Raw genomic sequence first — 15615 nt, 5'->3', positions numbered from 1 at the left:
AAACGGACATCCGAGCATGACCACTGCAACGCAGGAATCCGCACTCCTCGACCAGGTCGCCGACGGCCTCTACATCGGCGGCGAGTGGGTCGCCGCCGAGGGCGGGAAGACCTTCGAGGTCCGCGACCCGGCCACGGGCGACGTGATCAAGACCATCGCCGACGCGTCGGCGGCCGACGGCATCCGCGCGCTCGACGCGGCCGTCGCCGCGCAGGATGCCTGGGCTGCGACCGCGCCGCGCGAGCGCGGCGAGATCCTCCGCCGCGCCTTCGACACGCTCATGGAGCGCGCCGACGACTTCGCGCTCCTCATGACCCTCGAGATGGGCAAGCCGCTCGCCGAGGCGCGCGGCGAGGTCAAGTACGGCGGCGAGTTCCTCCGCTGGTTCAGCGAGGAGGCCGTGCGCATCACCGGCCGCTACGGCTGGAACCCCGAGGGCACCGGCCGCATCGTGGTCGCGCAGCGCCCCGTCGGACCGTCGTACTTCATCACGCCGTGGAACTTCCCGCTCGCGATGGCGACCCGCAAGATCGCGCCGGCGCTCGCCGCGGGCTGCACGGTCGTCGTCAAGCCCGCCGCCCTCACGCCGCTCACGACCATCGCGTTCGTGCAGTTGCTCGAGGAGGTCGGGCTGCCGAAGGGCGTCGTGAACGTCGTCACCACGACGAGCTCGTCCAAGGTCTCGGCCCCGATCATCGCCGACCCGCGCCTGCGCAAGCTCTCGTTCACGGGTTCGACCGAGGTCGGCCGCAAGCTCATCGAGCAGTCCGCGCAGGGCATCCTCCGCACCTCGATGGAGCTCGGCGGCAACGCCCCGTTCGTCGTGTTCGAGGACGCCGACCTGGACAAGGCGGTCGAGGGCGCGATGGTCGCGAAGTTCCGCAACATCGGCCAGGCGTGCACGGCGGCGAACCGCTTCATCGTGCACGAGTCGGTGGCCTCGGAGTTCGCGCGCCGCGTGAGCGAGCGGGTCACGGGCATGCAGGTCGGCCGCGGCACGGAGGACGGCGTGCACATCGGGCCGCTGATCGACGACGACGCGGTCGCGTCGACGCACGAGCTGGTGACGGACGCCGTGGACAAGGGCGCGACGGTCCTCGCCGGGGGAGCGCCGATCGACGGCGCGGGCTCGTTCTACGCGCCGACGGTGCTCCACGACGTGGCGGCCGATGCGCGCCTGCTCCGCGAGGAGATCTTCGGGCCGGTTCTCGGCATCACCACGTTCGCCGACGAGGACGAGGCCGTGCGCCTCGCGAACTCCACGGAGTACGGCCTCATCTCCTACGTGTTCACGCAGGACCTCGCCCGCGGCCACCGCATGATCGACCGCCTCGACACCGGCATGATGGGCCTCAACACGGGCCTCGTCTCGAACGCGGCCGCCCCCTTCGGCGGCGTCAAGCAGTCGGGCATCGGCCGCGAGGGCGGCTTCGAGGGCATCCACGAGTTCCTCGACACGAAGTACACCCTGATCCCGGCCTGAGACCGGATCGTGCTGGTGATCGAGTAGCGGCGCAGCCGCGTATCGAGATCTCGGTACGGCCTCCGGGCCTACTCGATCCCCAGCGTGCACAGAAAGCAGACCAGAACCATGCAACGCATCGAGACCGACGTCGTCATCGTCGGCGCAGGCGCCTCGGGCCTCACGGCCGCGACCGAGCTCGTGAAGGCCGGGCGCGACGTCGTCGTGCTCGAGGCCCGCGACCGCGTCGGCGGCCGCCTCTGGACCGGCGACGTCGACGGCGCCATGCTCGAGATCGGCGGCCAGTGGGTCTCGCCCGACCAGGACGCGCTCATCGAAACCCTCGACGAGCTCGGCCTCGAGACGTACGAGCGCTACCGCGAGGGCCGGAACGTCTACATCGCCGAGGACGGCGAGCGCCGCCTGTTCGAGGGCGAGATCTTCCCCGTGCCCGCGCAGACCGAGGGCGAGATCGTCGGACTCATCGAGAAGCTCGACCAGCTCGTCGCCGAGATCGACCCCGAGGCGCCGTGGGCGCACCCGCGCGCCAAGGAGCTCGACGAGATCTCGTTCGCCGAGTGGCTCGGCACGCAGACCGACGACGAGGAGGCGAAGCTCAACATCGGCATGTTCATCGCCGGTGCGATGCTCACCAAGCCGACCCACGCGTTCTCGGCGCTGCAGGCGCTGCTCATGGCGGCATCCGCGGGCTCGTTCTCGAACCTCGTCGACGCCGACTTCATCCTCGACAAGCGCGTCGTCGGCGGTCTCCAGCAGGTGCCGATCCGCCTCGCCGAGCGCCTCGGCGACGCCGTGAAGCTCGGTCAGCCCGTGCGCACCATCCGCTGGAATCCCGAGGCGCCCGAGGCGGGCGTCACCGTGATCAGCGACGAGCTCGAGGTGCACGCGCAGCAGGTCGTGCTCGCGCTCGCGCCGATCCTCTACGACCGCATCTCGTACGAGCCGCCGCTCCCGCGCCTCCAGCACCAGATGCACCAGCACGTCTCCATGGGCTTCGTCATCAAGGTGCACGCCGTCTACGAGACGCCGTTCTGGCGCGAGCAGGGCCTCTCGGGCACCGCGTTCAGCCCGTACGAGCTCTCGCACGAGGCGTACGACAACACCAACCACGGCGACACCCGCGGCACGCTCGTGGGCTTCGTCTCCGACGAGGCGGCCGACGAGGTCTTCCGCCTCTCCGCCGAGGAGCGCAGGGAGCGCATCCTCGAGTCGCTGTCGCACTACTACGGCGAGCAGGCCAAGCACCCGGTCGTCTACTACGAGTCCGACTGGGGCTCGGAGGAGTGGACCCGCGGCGCGTACGCCGCGAGCTTCGACATGGGCGGCCTCGCGCGCTACGGCGCCGACCTCCGCACGCCCGTCGGCCCGATCCGCTTCGCGTGCTCCGACATGGCGGGCAAGGGCTACCAGCACGTCGACGGCGCCATCCGGATGGGGCGGCTCGTCGCGTCGCAGGCGCTCGAGGCGCTCGAGGCGCGCGGGGCACTCGCGTGACCGGCACCGGCATCCTGGTCGGGTACACCGCGAACGCCGCGGGCGCCGACGCGCTCGCAGTCGCGAGCCGCCTCGCGGCCTCGGCCGACGCGCCGCTCGAGGTCGTCATGGTCCTCCCGTCCGAGGTCGGCAACTCGAGCGTCCCGGCGGACGCCGGCTACGAGCGGCACCTGCGCGCGCAGTCGCGCGAGTGGCTCGAAGAGGCGTCGAAGCACCTGGGGGCGGATGTCGCCTCGAAGCTGCACCTCCGCTACGCCGAGTCGTTCGCCGAGGGCCTCATCGAGGCCGCGCACGAGTTCGACGCGCGCCTCATCGTGATCGGCACCGCGCGCGGCGGCCTCCTCGGCCGGTCGCGCATCGGCTCGGTCGCGAACGAGCTGCTGCACTCCTCCGACGTGCCGGTGCTCCTCGCCCCGTCCGGGTCCCGCGAGCTGCCCGCATCGCAGGGCATCACGCGCATCACGGCCGCGGTCGGCACCCGCCCGGGCGCCGACGCCCTGCTCGAGTCGGCCATCCGACTCGCACGCGCGACGCACGCGCCGCTGCGCCTGCTCTCGCTCGTGCCCATCGACCTTCCCGCCGGCCTCGACGCCGACCTCGCCGCGCTCACCAGCTCGGTGCACGCCGAGGAGGTGCTCGACGAGGCCCGCCAGGCGCTTCCGGACGGCATCGAGGCGACCGTCGAGACCGCGACGGGCGAGACCATCGAGCACGCGGTCCGCGCGCTCGACTGGCACCAGGGCGAGCTCGTGCTCGTCGGCTCGAGCCGCCTCGCGGCGCCGCGCCACCTGTTCCTGGGTTCGACCGCGGCGAAGATGCTGCGCGAGCTCCCGGCACCGATGATCGTGGTGCCCCGCACCACCCGCTCCTGAAAGACGCTGCAATGTCGCACCACACCCCTGACCAGGCCCCGCTCACCGAGGCGACCCGCGCGGTCGACTCGTCCGAGCACGGCATCACCAAGAAGGGCCTGTCGGCCGGTTCCGTCGGCCTCATCGGCGCGATCGTCATCGGCATCTCGTGCATCGCTCCGGCGTACACGCTGACCGCCGCGCTCGGTCCGACGGTGTCCGAGGTCGGCACCCAGGTGCCCGCGATCATCCTGCTCGGGTTCATCCCGATGCTGCTCGTCGCGTTCGGCTACCGCGAGCTCAACCGGCGCATGCCCGACTCGGGCACGTCGTTCACCTGGGCCACGCGCGCCTTCGGCCCGTGGATCGGGTGGATGGCGGGCTGGGGCCTCGTCGCGGCGACGATCCTCGTGCTCTCGAACCTCGCCGGCATCGCGGTCGACTTCCTCTTCCTGCTCATCTCGCAGGTCGTGGGCAACCCCGAGATCGCCGACATCGCGGCGAACCCGTTCGTCAACGTCGTCGTGTGCCTGCTCTTCATGCTCGGCGCGACGATGATCTCGTACCGCGACATGCGCACCACGCAGAAGCTGCAGTACTGGCTCGTCGGCTTCCAGGTCGCCGTGCTCGTGCTGTTCTCGGTCGCGGCGCTCGTCGAGGTCGCGAACGGCAACGCGTTCGACGCGACGCCGATCGAGCTCAGCTGGTTCAACCCGTTCGCGGTGAGCGACTTCAGCGCGCTCGCGGCGGGCCTGTCGCTGTCGATCTTCATCTTCTGGGGCTGGGACGTCACGCTCACGATGAACGAGGAGACCAAGGGCGCCGAGAAAACCCCGGGTCGCGCGGCGACCCTCTCCGTGCTCATCATCGTCACGCTCTACCTGCTCATCTCGGTCTCGCTCATCTCGTTCGCGGGCGTCGGCACCGGCGAGTTCGGCCTCGGCAACCCCGACATCCAGGACAACGTGTTCTTCGCGCTCGCGGGGCCGATCCTCGGCCCGCTCGCGGTGCTCGTCTCGCTCGCGGTGCTCACGAGCTCGGCGTCGTCGCTGCAGTCGACGTTCGTGTCGCCGGCGCGCACCCTCCTCGCGATGGGCCACTACGGCGCCCTGCCGCCGAAGTTCGCGCAGGTCAGCCCGCGCTTCTTCACGCCCGGGTACGCGACGATCGTCTCGGCGGTCGTGGCATCCGTCTTCTACGCCGTCATGCGGTTCGTGAGCGAGAACGTCCTGTGGGACACGATCACGGCGCTCGGCATGATGATCTGCTTCTACTACGGCATCACCGCGTTCGCGGCGGTGTGGTTCTTCCGGAAGACGTGGTTCCGCTCGGTGCGCGAGTTCTTCTTCACGCTGCTGTTCCCGCTCGTGGGCGGCGTCATCCTGTCGGTGCTCTTCGTGACGACGCTCGTCGACAGCATGGACCCCGACTACGGCAGCGGGTCGAACATCGGCGGCGTCGGCCTGGTGTTCATCCTCGGCATGGTCGTGCTGCTCACGGGTGTCGTGATCATGATCTGGCAGGCGATCAAGCGTCCGGCGTTCTTCCGCGGCGAGGTGCTTTCGCGGGCGTCCGCCGACTGAGCCCGTGCGGGGCCGGTGTCACCTCACCGTGCCGACCCCGCGCGTGAACGCGAACCGCCCCGCCGGCGACACCCGGCGGGGCGGTTCGGCGTTGCCGCGCGCCGCGCCGGGCGCAGCGCCCCGTGCGTCGCGCTCGGCCGCGTGCTCGAGAAGTCGCGGATGCAGGGTGCGGCCGTGCATCTGCGACTTCTCGATGCTCGGCAGCAGCTGGTGCGGGGATCGGTGCGGTGCGGTGCGGTCGGGGCCCGCCCGGCCTACTCGCCCATCGGCGCGGGCGCGGCGCCCGTGTACATGCCGTAGACGAGGTCGGCCGCAGCCGCGGCGGTCGCGGGGTCGGCGCCGGCCGCGACATCCGCTCGCGCCCACTCGTCGGCGCTCAGCCGCATGAAGGCCATGCCCTCGTCGGACTGCAGCCACTCGGCGGAGTTGTCGGGCCGGATCTCGCGTGTGGTGAAGTGCAGTGCGAGGCCGAGCAGCGCGCCGTCCCACCCGATGCCGGTGGGGGAGGGGCCCATCTGCGCCCACATCTCGTCGGTGACGTCGGCGGCGCGCGCGACGTGCTCGAGCTCGAAGCGCGTGCGCTCCGCGTCGACCTCGGTGAGCCGCACCGTGATCCAGGTCGTGCCGCCGCCGTACTCCCACGTCGCGGTGAACGAGTTCGGTGCGTCGCACGCCGTGATGGTGCCGCCCGCGTTGCCCTCGAGCTGGTACGTGCCGCCGAGCCGCAGGTCGCCGCTCACCGGCAGGAACCAGCGCGGGATGCGCTCGGCCGTCGTGAGGGCGTCCCACACGTCGTCGATCGGCGACGGGTAGGTTTGGGCGAGGGTCTGCACGCGCAGGCGCTCGCCGTCGCGCTCCACGGTGTCGACCTCGCGGTCGACCGCGTCGATCTGGGCTCGGATGTCCATGGTCAGTGCTCCTGCTCCGGTGGGTGCGCCGCGGTCGTCGGGTCGGGACGGCTCGGGCGCGGTGTCGTGGGTCGGCCGGGGGTCTCCGGCGGGCCGGGGTCGTCGGGCGGGCCGGGCGGTGACGGCGCGGCCGGGTCGGCGGATGCCGCGAGCCGCCGTTGCCGGCGCCCGCGGGCGAGCTCGGTGCCGAGCGCGTCCAGTCGCGGCTTCCAGAACCGCTCGAACGGCGTGAACCACTGCGCGGCCTCGGCGAGCGGATCGGGATCGAGCGCGTACAGGCGCCGGGTGCCCTCGGCGCGTACGGTCGCGAATCCGGACTCGCGCAGCACGCGGAGGTGCTGCGAGACGCCGGGCTGGCTGATGCCGAACTCGGCCTGCACGATGCGCCCGACGTCGCCGGCGGCCAGCTCGCCGTCGGCGAGCAGCTCGAGGATCCGGCGACGGACCGGTTCTCCGAGGATGTCGAGCGCGTGCATGTCATTCATTATTCGCTCACGCCTTATATAAGTCAAGATCGAATTATCTGATCTCGCGGGCCACGTCTGGCCCGCCTCGCGCAGGCACGCGAGATCGAGAAGTCGCAGATGGCGGCACGAGCCGTGCATCTGCGACTTCTCGATCGCATCGAGCCCGCGGCCTTCACGGGCTGGGGAGTGGGCGCGGGTGCGAACGGTCGCAGATGGCGGGAGCGACCCGCCATCTTCGACTTCTCGATTGGGGGCGCCGCGGGCGCGACATGCCCGGGCCCCGCGCGTCAGGCGGCGGCGCGCGCCCCGCGATCCGTCGACTCGGTCGGGCGCGCGTCGGCCCGGTACGCGGTGCGGCCCGCGACGACCGTGCGGATGACGCGGGCCTCGAGCAGCGCGTCGTCGCCGAGCTCGAAGGGGTCCCGGTCGATCACCGCGAAGTCGGCCGCGAGCCCCGGCGCCAGCCGTCCGCGCGACCCCTCCTCGCGGCACGAGTAGGCCGCGTCGCGCGTCGCGTGCCGCACGGCGTCGGCGAGCGGCACGGCGTACTCCGGATGGTTCGCCGGGAACGAGTCGTCGAGCGCCGAGCGCCTCGTCGCGGCGACGTACAGGTTCGGCAGTGCCTCGTGCGGCGCCGTCGGCGCGTCCGTCGAGAACGCCAGCACGGCGCCCGCGTCGGTGATCTCGGTCCACGGGAATCCGCGGTCGGCGCGCTCGTCGCCGAGCATCGCGGCCCAGTTCGCCCAGATCGCCGGGTCGGCGTGCACGGGCTGCATCGACGCGACGACGCCGAGGCGCGCGAGGCGCGCGACATCCGCCCGGTCGACGAACTCGAGGTGCTCGATGCGGTGCCGGCGGTCGCGGTCGCCGTTGACCGCGTGCGCGTGCTCGAGCGCGTCGAGCGCGATCCCGCTCGCCGCGTCGCCGATCGCGTGCAGCGCGACCTGGAGACCGGCCGCGTCGGCGGCGGCGACCACGGGCTCCAGGGCCTCGAGCGGCCAGATCGGCTCGGCGTTCGACCCGTCGACGTACGGATGCCGCATCGCGGCCGTGCACGCGTCGATCACGCCGTCGAGCACGAGCTTGATCCCGGCGATCCGGAGCCACGGCGTGGCGACCTCGTCCGCGAGCGAGGCCGCGCGCGCGACCTGCGCGAGGTTCGCCGACGCGTCGCCCGTGTTCGCGACGAACCAGTGCGCGACGACCCGGATCGGCAGGGTGCCGCCGCGCCGCTCCGCGGCGCGGCGGAACGCCGCGAGCCCGAGCTCGTCGAACGCCATGTCGACGACGCCCGTGACGCCGGTCGCGAGGTAGGCGGCGATCGTCCGCTCGACGGCGGCATCGCGGTCGGCGTCGGTCGCCTGCGCGGCGAGGTGCTCCCAGGCGTACTGCTGCGCGGCGGTCTCGTAGAGCATGCCGTCGGGCTCGCCCTCGGCGTCGCGGCCGATGCGGCCGCCGATCGGGTCGGGGGTGTCGCGCGTGATGCCGAGCTCGGCCAGCGCCGCCGAGTTGACCCAGCACGAGTGGTAGTCGTTGGCGTCCAGGTAGATGGGCACGTCGGGAAGCACCTCGTCGAGCATCGCCGCGGTGGGTGCGCTGCCCGGGACGGAGTCGAACAGCCAGCCGCGGCCGAGCACGCGGGGTGCGTCTGGTGCCGCAGCCCGCGCCGCGACGAGTCGCGCCCGGATCTCGTCGAGCGAGCGCGCGTCGGTCAGGCCGACCCGGCCGAGCGCCTCGCCCATCATGACGAGGTGCGTGTGCGCGTCGATGACGCCGGGCAGCACGAGCCGTCCGTCGAGGTCGACGGTCTCGACGTCCGCGCCGCCCGGGTCGGCGCCGCCGACGGCGGCCCGGACCTCGGGCTCCGTCCCGACGGCGAGGATCGTCCCGTCGTCGACGGCGATCGCCTCCGCCCACGCTGGCTCGTCGGCGGTGAACACCCGCGCGTTCACGTACACGGTGCGGCGGGTCATGCGCGGACCTCCTGCGCATCGGCGGCGTCCGCTGACGTCGGGCTCGCGGCCGCGGCATCCGTCGCCGCCTCGGCGGCCTGCGCCTCGCGCGAGAACCGTGCGACGAGCACGACCGGGGTGATGAGCGCGAAGCTCGCGATGCCGAGCACGATGCCGAAGCCCTGGAAGCCGAACGCCTCGACGAGCGCGGCGCCGATCACCGGCGTGAGCGCCGAGCCGACGAGGTAGACCGCGAGCAGCGGGCCCGACCAGCGCCCGTCGGCGTCGAGCGCCGCAGCCGTCGACACGAAGTAGAGGAACGCGACGGCGTAGATGGTGTTCCACACGATGAACACGACGATGAACGCGGTGGGGTCGGTCACGGTCGACTCGACGATCTTCAGGATGCCGCCGGCGGCCAGCAGGATCGCGAGCGGCAGCGCGCGCCCGAACCGGTCGCCGACGACCGTGATCAGGATGGCGCCGAGGATGCCGCCCGCGGTCGCGCCGCTCAGCGCGAGGCCGAGGCCCTCGGGCGTGAGCGCGGCCTGCTCGGCGCCCATGACGCCGGCCATGGCCCACAGCGAGTCCTCGCTCACGGCCCAGAGGGCGAAGCAGGCGAGCAGGGCGAACCCGGCGATGGTCACGCGTCGCGAGCCCGGCGAGAATGCGGTGGCGGATGCCGCGGCCGCGTCGCTCGCGGCGGGAGCGAGGATGGGCGCCGCGGGCAGCCACGCCGTGGTGGCGAGCATCGCGAGCGAGAACACCGCGAGCACGCCGAACACGCTCGCCGGCGCGAGGCCGATCATCGGCACCACGGCGAGGATCACGGTGCGGGGGGACGATTCGCGGTGCGCCCGGTGTGGCATCCGCTCTAACGAATGGTGTTCGTTTATTATTCACGTCGACCCGCCGGTTGGGAAGGGGTGATTCGGAATCCGTTCCGGCACCGCCCTAGGCTGGGCGCGACGAGGAGGTGCGCATGCCGAGGCCGAAGGTCCCGCTGCTGTCGGCCGACCGCATCGCCGACGCCGCGCTCGAGCTCGTCGACTCGGGGCAGCCCTTCGGCGTGAACGCGCTCGCGCGCACCCTCGGCGTCACGCCCTCGTCGCTCTACAACCACGTCCGCGGGCGCGACGAGATCATCGAGCTCATCCGCGGCCGCATCGCGGCCCAGTACCTGCCCGAACTCCCCGAGGGCGCGTGGGACGAGGTCGTCGCGTCGACCCTGCGCGCCCAGCGGCGCATGTACGCCGAGCACCCCAACGCGATCCCGCTCATCGTCGGGAAGACGATCACCGACCCGCTCGTCATCGCGAGCTACGACAACCTCGCGACCGGCCTCCTCGACGCCGGCTTCCCCGAGGACGAGGTCCTCACGGTCGTCGCGATCCTCGACTCGTTCGCGCTCGGGTTCGGACTCGACCTCGCCTCGCCCGACGACATCTGGCAGCCGCAGGGGCCGACCGAGACGCTCGGACGACTGCTCGCGGGCGCGGAGCGCGGTGCCGCACGCTCGGATCGCGCGTTCGAGGAGGGGCTCGAGCTGCTGCTCGACTCGCTGCGGCTCCGCCTCTCGCGGCTCCGCGAGGCCGACTGAGACTGCGCGGCACTCGCGCTGGGCCGTGCTCCCGCTCGTGTTCGCGTTCGCACTCGGGTCGAAGCCTGGACGACGCCGCCCGACCTCGAGAAGTCGCGGATGGCGGGTGGTGTCGTGCACGTGCGACTTCTCGAAATGGGACGGCGACCGTGCAGCGTCGTGCAGGATCAGGCTCGTCGTCGAGAAGTCGCGGATGGCGGGTGGTGGCGTGCAGGTGCGACTTCTCGAAACGGGGCGGCGACCGCGAAGCGTCGTGCTGGACAAGGCTCGTCGTCGAGAAGTCGCGGATGGCGGGTGGTGGCGTGCATGTGCGACTTCTGGGCGCGGGGCGCTCGGCGCTGGGCGCTGGGTCGGCGCTGGGCGCTGGGCGGGCGCCGTGCGCCGACGGGCGCCGCGCGGGGTTCCCCGCGCCCCGCACGACGGCTAGCGTGAGCGTGGGCGCCCGGGGGAGGGCGCACAGGCGGAAGGACGGCCCGTGGCCTCGTACGACGACATCATCGCCAACATCCCGATCGCCGACCTCGCCTCGAGGCTCGGCGTCGACGAGGCCACCGCGCGCGCGGCGGTCGACCAGGCGCTGCCGGCGCTGCTGGGCGGCATGGGGGCGAACGCGCAGGATGCCGCGGGCGCGGCCTCGCTCGAACGCGCCGTGCAGCACCATCCGCCGCAGCTGTTCGAGGGCGGCGTGGATCTCGACGAGGTCGACGAGGACGACGGCGACAAGATCGTGCACAACGTCTTCGGCGCGAACACCGACCAGGTCGTGCAGAAGCTCGGGTCGGCCGAGGGGAAGGCCGAGCCCGGCCTCATCCAGAAGCTGCTGCCGATCCTCGCGCCGATCGTGCTCAGCTTCCTGGCCGGGCAATTCGCCAAGCGCCAGCAGGGGTCGTCGTCCGATGCGTCGACGGGCGGGGGCGGCGGCATCGGCGACCTGCTCGGCGGGCTGCTGGGCGGCGCCGCCGGTGGAGGGGCGTCGGGCGGATCGGCCGGCGGCCTCGGCGGCCTCGGCGGGCTGGGCGACCTGCTCGGCGGGCTCCTCGGCGGCGGCAAGCGCTGAGGCGGGGCGGAGCGGCGGGCCCGCGGCATCCGCTCGCCCGCCCTCGACAGGGCCGCGCGAAGCGCGCTGCGTAGACTGGCACGGTGCCAGTGAACCCCGAGCTGCAGGGGCGCGAGTTCGCGCCGACCGCGCCGTACCTCGTCGGTCGTGAGAAGGTGCGCGAGTTCGCGCGTGCCGTGTTCGCGACCAATCCGATCAACGTCGACGTCGACGCCGCGCGCGCCGCCGGCCACGCCGACATCGTCGCGCCGCCGACCTTCGCGGTCGTCGTGCAGGAGCACACGCTCGCGCAGCTGCTCGCCGAGCCCGACGCGGGCATCGACTTCACGCGCGTCGTGCACGGCGACCAGCGGTTCACCTCGACGCGGCCGATCGTCGCGGGCGACGAGCTGACCGCGACGCTGACCGTCTCGAGCGTCAAGACGCTCGGCGCGCACTCGATGGTCACCGCCGAGTCCGTGATCACCGACGCGGGGGGCGCGCACGTCGTCACCGCGATCTCCACCCTCGTCGTGCGAGGAGACGACTGATGCCCGAGACCGTCGCCGCCCCCGCGGCCCCCGACTTCGACGCGCTCGCCGTCGGCGACATCGTCGCCGAGCGCGAGTTCCACCTGACCCGCGACTCGCTCGTCCGCTACGCGGGCGCCTCGGGCGACTTCAACCCGATCCACTACCGCGACGACGTCGCCGCGTCGGTGGGCCTGCCCGGCGTGCTCGCCCATGGCATGCTCACCATGGGCCTCGCGGTGCAGCCCGTGGTCGACTGGGCGGGCGACCCCGCGCGCGTCGCCGATTACCAGGTGCGCTTCACCCGGCCGGTCGTCGTCGACCCCGAGACCGGGGCGGATGTCTCGGTCACGGCCAAGGTCGGACAGCTCGACGCCGAGGCGCGCGCCGTGCGCGTCGACCTCACCGTGAGCTTCGAGGGTGCGACCGTGCTCGGCAAGGCGCAGGTGCGCGTGGTGCTCGCCTGACATGAGCGAGCAGCACGACGTCCCGTTCGCCGACCTCACGACGCTGCGCGTCGGCGGACCGATCGACCGGATGGTCACGGCGACGCTGCCGCACGAGCTCGTCGACCTCGTGCGCGAGGCCGACGCGTCGGGCGGGCGGTGGATGGTCCTCGGTGGCGGCTCGAACCTGCTCGTCGGCGACGACGGCTTCGCGGGCACCGTGATCCGGATCGCGACGAAGGGCATCGAGGTGCTGCCCGGCGCCCAGCCCGGAAGCGTGCACCTGCGCGTGCAGGCCGGCGAGGTCTGGGACGAGCTCGTGGCGTTCACGGTCGAGCGCGGCTTCTCGGGGCTCGAGGCCCTGAGCGGCATCCCCGGCTCGGTCGGCGCGGCGCCGGTGCAGAACATCGGCGCCTACGGCCAGGAGCTCTCCGACGCGCTCGTCGGCATCGAGTTCCTCGACGAGGGCGCCGACCGGCCGCGTCGCATGTCGGCCGACGAGCTCGAACTCGGCTACCGCACCTCGGTGCTGAAGCAGGGGCTCGCGGGCGTCGTCGTCTCGATCGAGGTCGCCCTGCACGACACCACCGCCGAGCGCGAGGTGCTCGGCCAGGCCCTCGGCACGCCCGTGGCGTACGCGCAGCTCGCGAGCGCGCTCGGCGTGCAGCTCGGCGACCGCGTGCCGATCGCCGACGTGCGCGAGGCGGTCCTCGCGCTCCGGTCGGGCAAGGGCATGGTGCTCGACCCCGAGGACCCCGACTCGGTGAGCGCCGGGTCGTTCTTCACCAACCCGATCGTCTCCGAGCGCGTCGCGCGGACGCTGCCGGGCGATGCGCCCCGCTGGTACGTGGAGCCCGAGGAGCCCGACGCGGTCGTGCCGCTCGCCGAGCTCGAGGCGCAGTCGCCGCTCGACGCCTTCCTCGCGCACCAGGCCGAGGCCGAGGCGGCCGAGGTGCGCGCCCACGCCGACCCGGCCGAGCCGCTCGTCAAGCTCTCGGCGGCGTGGCTCATCGAGCACAGCGGCATCCGTCGTGGATTCGCCCTGCCGGGCTCGCGCGCGGCGATCTCGTCGAAGCACACGCTCGCCCTCACCAACCGGGGCGGCGCGAGCGCCGACGAACTGGCGCAGCTCGCGCGGTTCGTGCAGGGCCGCGTGCAGGCCGAGTTCGGGATCGTGCTGCACCCCGAGCCCGTGCTCGTGGGCGTCGAACTCTAGGCGGCGGTGCCCGACGTCGCCCGACAGCCCGACGTCGCCCGACGTTCCGGCGTCGCCGGGTCGGCGACGCCGGAAGCGTCGAGGGCTCAGGCCGGCGTGATGGTCACGGCCTCGATCCGGTCGCCCGCGAGCCGGAAGCGGTAGCGGAACGTCAACGGGCTCCCGGGATAGTCCCCGTGCGCCTTCGCCTCGACCTCGTGGTCCGGGCCCGAGGACCGCTCCCGCAGCACCTCGAGCGCGATCTCCGGGGTGGCGGCGAACCATCGACGGATGGCGGCCCGGCCGGTATGGACCTCGTTCTCGTCCTCGACCGACCCGCCGGCCACGAAGAGCTCGGCGAGCGCCTCCGCGTCGTGCGCATCCATGGCGTCGATGGCGGCGGAGATCACTCCGCGCGCGGATGACGACGTGTTCACCTGTTCCTCCTTCTCCGTTCCCTCGCCCATCCGCTCACCGTGCGGCGAGCTGTGCCGCCGGGCGGGCGGTGGACATCGCGGCCTCGCCGATCAGCCGCGCGACCTCCTCGGGGTGCGAGACGGTCACCGCGTGCGAGGCGTGGACCTCGACCGTGTGCGAACCGGCCCGCTCGGACATGAATCGCATGGACTCCGCGGGGATGGCGAGGTCCTCCAGGGTCACGAGGCTCCACGACTCCACGTCCTTCCAGCCGGCGTGCGTCGCGGCATCGGCGAGCGCGTTCGCGGCGATCGGGCGCTGGATCGCCGCCATGAGCGCCGCGGTGTCCTCCGACACGTCGGCGGCGAAGACGCGGTGGAACTCCTCCTGCGTGATGGAGAGGTCGGTGCCCTCGCCCCCGGGCACGGCGAACGGCACCTCGGCGAGAGCGGGGCCCAGCTCGCCGCCGGGGAACTTCGCCGCCAGCTCGCCCGTGCTCTCGCCGGCCTCGAGCTGGAAGCTCGCGACGAAGACCAGTGCGCGCACGTCGGCGGTTCCGGCGACGGCTTCGCTCATCACGCTGCCGCCGTACGAGTGCCCGGCGACCACGATCGGCCCGTCGATGGCCTCGAGGGTGCTGCGGAGGTAGGCCGCATCGGACTGGAGCCCGCGCAACGGGTTCGCGACGGCGATCGTGCGGTAGCCGTCGCGCTGCAGCCGCTCGATCACGCCCGTCCAGCTGGACGAGTCGGCGAAGGCGCCGTGCACCAGCACGATGGTGGGCCGCTCGGTGTTCGTGTTCATCTCGATGTCTTCCCTTCGATCGACCCGGGTTCCCCGGGTGGGTGAGCGGGCGAGCATCGCCCGCTGACCTGAACAACACGGATTGCTCGCAATATATTGCATATCAATCGAAGTCGAGTTCGGATCGGGACGAATGGCCCCTCCACGACCTGCCGCTCCGGGGTTTGACGGACCCGGCCGAGTGTGCGAGATATATTGCATGCCCATCCCCACCGACGTGCCCGGCGTGCAACGCCCGCTCCTCCGCGACGACGTCTTCCAGCGCCTGCGTGGCGCCATCGTGGATGGGACCCTCGAGCCCGGCGAGCAGCTGAAGGACGGTGACCTGGCGGCGTGGCTCGGGGTCAGCCGCACCCCGGTCCGGGAGGCGCTGCTGCGCCTCGCGGAGGGCGGTCTCGTGATCGCGCAGCCGGGCCGCTCGACCACCGTGAGCGAGATCGACCTCCGCGCCGCGCGGGACGCCCGTGACGTGGTCGCGGCGATGCACCGGCTCGCGGTGGGCGAGGCGGCCAGGCGTCTCTCCGCGGACGACCTCGCCGCCATGCGTGCCGCCAACTCGCGTTTCGCGGCAGCACTCGACGAGGGCGACGTGCGTGCCGCGCTCGACGCGGACGACGACCTCCATGCCGTTCCCGTCGCCGTCTCGGGGAACCGCGCGCTCGCGGCCGTGCTCGACCAGTTCACCCCCCTCGTCCGGCGCGCCGAACTGCTCCGCTTCTCCTCCCTCGGCGGGGCGGCGTCGGTCGCGCGTCACGAGGAACTGATCCGCCTCTGCGAGGAGGGCGACGCCGACGGCGCCGCATCCGTCGCCTTCGACCTCTGGCACACCCTGCCCACGACCTGACGACC

At 72.6% G+C, this 15615-nt stretch carries 17 protein-coding genes; 10 read left to right on the top strand and 7 right to left on the bottom strand.

What is annotated here, in order from left to right:
• Window positions 1–16 precede the first annotated feature (16 nt).
• The 4 genes from GLX25_RS09440 to GLX25_RS09425 all read left to right on the top strand — a co-directional run bounded on the left by GLX25_RS09440 (window position 17) and on the right by GLX25_RS09425 (window position 5411).
• Window positions 17–1483: an NAD-dependent succinate-semialdehyde dehydrogenase gene (locus GLX25_RS09440; RefSeq protein WP_155842233.1), complete on the top strand. Its 1467-nt coding sequence runs from the start codon at window positions 17–19 to the stop codon at window positions 1481–1483.
• 108 nt (window positions 1484–1591) lie between these two features.
• Complete coding sequence (locus GLX25_RS09435; protein WP_155842232.1) at window positions 1592–2977, top strand: flavin monoamine oxidase family protein; 1386 nt, start codon at window positions 1592–1594, stop codon at window positions 2975–2977.
• Window positions 2974–3849, top strand: a complete 876-nt coding sequence (locus GLX25_RS09430; RefSeq protein ID WP_166548653.1) for a universal stress protein — start codon at window positions 2974–2976, stop codon at window positions 3847–3849. Before GLX25_RS09435 ends, GLX25_RS09430 begins: the two co-directional genes overlap by 4 nt.
• A gap of 11 nt (window positions 3850–3860) precedes the next feature.
• Entirely contained in the window at window positions 3861–5411 is a 1551-nt protein-coding gene (locus GLX25_RS09425) for an APC family permease (protein WP_155842231.1), read from the top strand.
• Window positions 5412–5429: 18 nt separating this feature from the next.
• On the opposite strand, the gene GLX25_RS09420 is transcribed toward GLX25_RS09425, so the two are convergent.
• The 5 genes from GLX25_RS09420 to GLX25_RS09400 form a co-directional block, all read right to left on the bottom strand.
• Window positions 5430–5591 (bottom strand): hypothetical protein, encoded by a 162-nt coding sequence (locus tag GLX25_RS09420; protein WP_155842230.1) that lies wholly within the window; start codon window positions 5589–5591, stop codon window positions 5430–5432.
• Between the two features lie 74 nt (window positions 5592–5665).
• Window positions 5666–6319, bottom strand: coding sequence for an SRPBCC family protein (locus GLX25_RS09415; RefSeq protein ID WP_155842229.1), 654 nt, complete (start codon window positions 6317–6319; stop codon window positions 5666–5668).
• A gap of 2 nt (window positions 6320–6321) precedes the next feature.
• Complete coding sequence (locus GLX25_RS09410) at window positions 6322–6795, bottom strand: ArsR/SmtB family transcription factor (protein ID WP_155842228.1); 474 nt, start codon at window positions 6793–6795, stop codon at window positions 6322–6324.
• 278 nt (window positions 6796–7073) lie between these two features.
• Entirely contained in the window at window positions 7074–8759 is a 1686-nt protein-coding gene (locus tag GLX25_RS09405; RefSeq protein ID WP_155842227.1) for an amidohydrolase, read from the bottom strand.
• Window positions 8756–9568, bottom strand: a complete 813-nt coding sequence (locus GLX25_RS09400; RefSeq protein ID WP_155842226.1) for a hypothetical protein — start codon at window positions 9566–9568, stop codon at window positions 8756–8758. Before GLX25_RS09400 ends, GLX25_RS09405 begins: the two co-directional genes overlap by 4 nt.
• A 152-nt stretch (window positions 9569–9720) precedes the next feature.
• On the opposite strand from GLX25_RS09400, the gene GLX25_RS09395 reads away from it, so the two are divergent.
• The 5 genes from GLX25_RS09395 (at window position 9721) to GLX25_RS09375 (ending at window position 13566) form a co-directional block, all read left to right on the top strand.
• Window positions 9721–10338, top strand: coding sequence for a TetR/AcrR family transcriptional regulator (locus GLX25_RS09395; RefSeq protein ID WP_155842225.1), 618 nt, complete (start codon window positions 9721–9723; stop codon window positions 10336–10338).
• Between the two features lie 475 nt (window positions 10339–10813).
• On the top strand, window positions 10814–11395 hold the full coding sequence (locus GLX25_RS09390) for a DUF937 domain-containing protein (protein ID WP_166548652.1): 582 nt from the start codon (window positions 10814–10816) through the stop codon (window positions 11393–11395).
• Window positions 11396–11478: 83 nt separating this feature from the next.
• Window positions 11479–11925 (top strand): FAS1-like dehydratase domain-containing protein, encoded by a 447-nt coding sequence (locus GLX25_RS09385; protein ID WP_271192526.1) that lies wholly within the window; start codon window positions 11479–11481, stop codon window positions 11923–11925.
• Entirely contained in the window at window positions 11925–12371 is a 447-nt protein-coding gene (locus GLX25_RS09380; RefSeq protein WP_155842224.1) for a MaoC family dehydratase, read from the top strand. Before GLX25_RS09385 ends, GLX25_RS09380 begins: the two co-directional genes overlap by 1 nt.
• A gap of 1 nt (window position 12372) precedes the next feature.
• Entirely contained in the window at window positions 12373–13566 is a 1194-nt protein-coding gene (locus GLX25_RS09375) for a UDP-N-acetylmuramate dehydrogenase (RefSeq protein ID WP_155842223.1), read from the top strand.
• A gap of 86 nt (window positions 13567–13652) precedes the next feature.
• Here the strand turns inward: GLX25_RS09375 and GLX25_RS09370 are convergent, their stop codons facing one another.
• Window positions 13653–14012, bottom strand: a complete 360-nt coding sequence (locus GLX25_RS09370) for a nuclear transport factor 2 family protein (RefSeq protein WP_155842222.1) — start codon at window positions 14010–14012, stop codon at window positions 13653–13655.
• Between the two features lie 4 nt (window positions 14013–14016).
• Window positions 14017–14766 (bottom strand): alpha/beta fold hydrolase, encoded by a 750-nt coding sequence (locus GLX25_RS09365; RefSeq protein ID WP_155842221.1) that lies wholly within the window; start codon window positions 14764–14766, stop codon window positions 14017–14019.
• A 199-nt stretch (window positions 14767–14965) separates the two neighbouring features.
• Here GLX25_RS09365 and GLX25_RS09360 point away from each other — a divergent pair, with 199 nt between their 5' ends.
• Window positions 14966–15610 (top strand): GntR family transcriptional regulator, encoded by a 645-nt coding sequence (locus tag GLX25_RS09360; protein ID WP_155842220.1) that lies wholly within the window; start codon window positions 14966–14968, stop codon window positions 15608–15610.
• The last annotated feature ends 5 nt before the right edge of the window (window positions 15611–15615 follow it).

The organism is Agromyces luteolus, from assembly GCF_009729855.1.
In the GTDB taxonomy this organism is placed as follows: Bacteria; Actinomycetota; Actinomycetes; order Actinomycetales; family Microbacteriaceae; genus Agromyces; species Agromyces luteolus.
Note: the sequence above shows the minus strand (reverse complement) of the source record. Positions and strands in the feature narration are given on the sequence as shown.

What these genes read in the sequence shown, in the direction of transcription:
- GLX25_RS09410 (WP_155842228.1), bottom strand. Translation starts at nt 6,795, where the DNA reads ATGCACGCGCTCGACATCCTCGGAGAACCGGTCCGTCGCCGGATCCTC.
- GLX25_RS09415 (WP_155842229.1), bottom strand. Translation starts at nt 6,319, where the DNA reads ATGGACATCCGAGCCCAGATCGACGCGGTCGACCGCGAGGTCGACACC.
- GLX25_RS09425 (WP_155842231.1), top strand. Translation starts at nt 3,861, where the DNA reads ATGTCGCACCACACCCCTGACCAGGCCCCGCTCACCGAGGCGACCCGC.
- GLX25_RS09365 (WP_155842221.1), bottom strand. Translation starts at nt 14,766, where the DNA reads ATGAACACGAACACCGAGCGGCCCACCATCGTGCTGGTGCACGGCGCC.
- GLX25_RS09405 (WP_155842227.1), bottom strand. Translation starts at nt 8,759, where the DNA reads ATGACCCGCCGCACCGTGTACGTGAACGCGCGGGTGTTCACCGCCGAC.
- GLX25_RS09360 (WP_155842220.1), top strand. Translation starts at nt 14,966, where the DNA reads ATGCCCATCCCCACCGACGTGCCCGGCGTGCAACGCCCGCTCCTCCGC.
- GLX25_RS09435 (WP_155842232.1), top strand. Translation starts at nt 1,592, where the DNA reads ATGCAACGCATCGAGACCGACGTCGTCATCGTCGGCGCAGGCGCCTCG.
- GLX25_RS09375 (WP_155842223.1), top strand. Translation starts at nt 12,373, where the DNA reads ATGAGCGAGCAGCACGACGTCCCGTTCGCCGACCTCACGACGCTGCGC.
- GLX25_RS09370 (WP_155842222.1), bottom strand. Translation starts at nt 14,012, where the DNA reads ATGGGCGAGGGAACGGAGAAGGAGGAACAGGTGAACACGTCGTCATCC.
- GLX25_RS09440 (WP_155842233.1), top strand. Translation starts at nt 17, where the DNA reads ATGACCACTGCAACGCAGGAATCCGCACTCCTCGACCAGGTCGCCGAC.
- GLX25_RS09395 (WP_155842225.1), top strand. Translation starts at nt 9,721, where the DNA reads ATGCCGAGGCCGAAGGTCCCGCTGCTGTCGGCCGACCGCATCGCCGAC.
- GLX25_RS09420 (WP_155842230.1), bottom strand. Translation starts at nt 5,591, where the DNA reads ATGCACGGCCGCACCCTGCATCCGCGACTTCTCGAGCACGCGGCCGAG.
- GLX25_RS09380 (WP_155842224.1), top strand. Translation starts at nt 11,925, where the DNA reads ATGCCCGAGACCGTCGCCGCCCCCGCGGCCCCCGACTTCGACGCGCTC.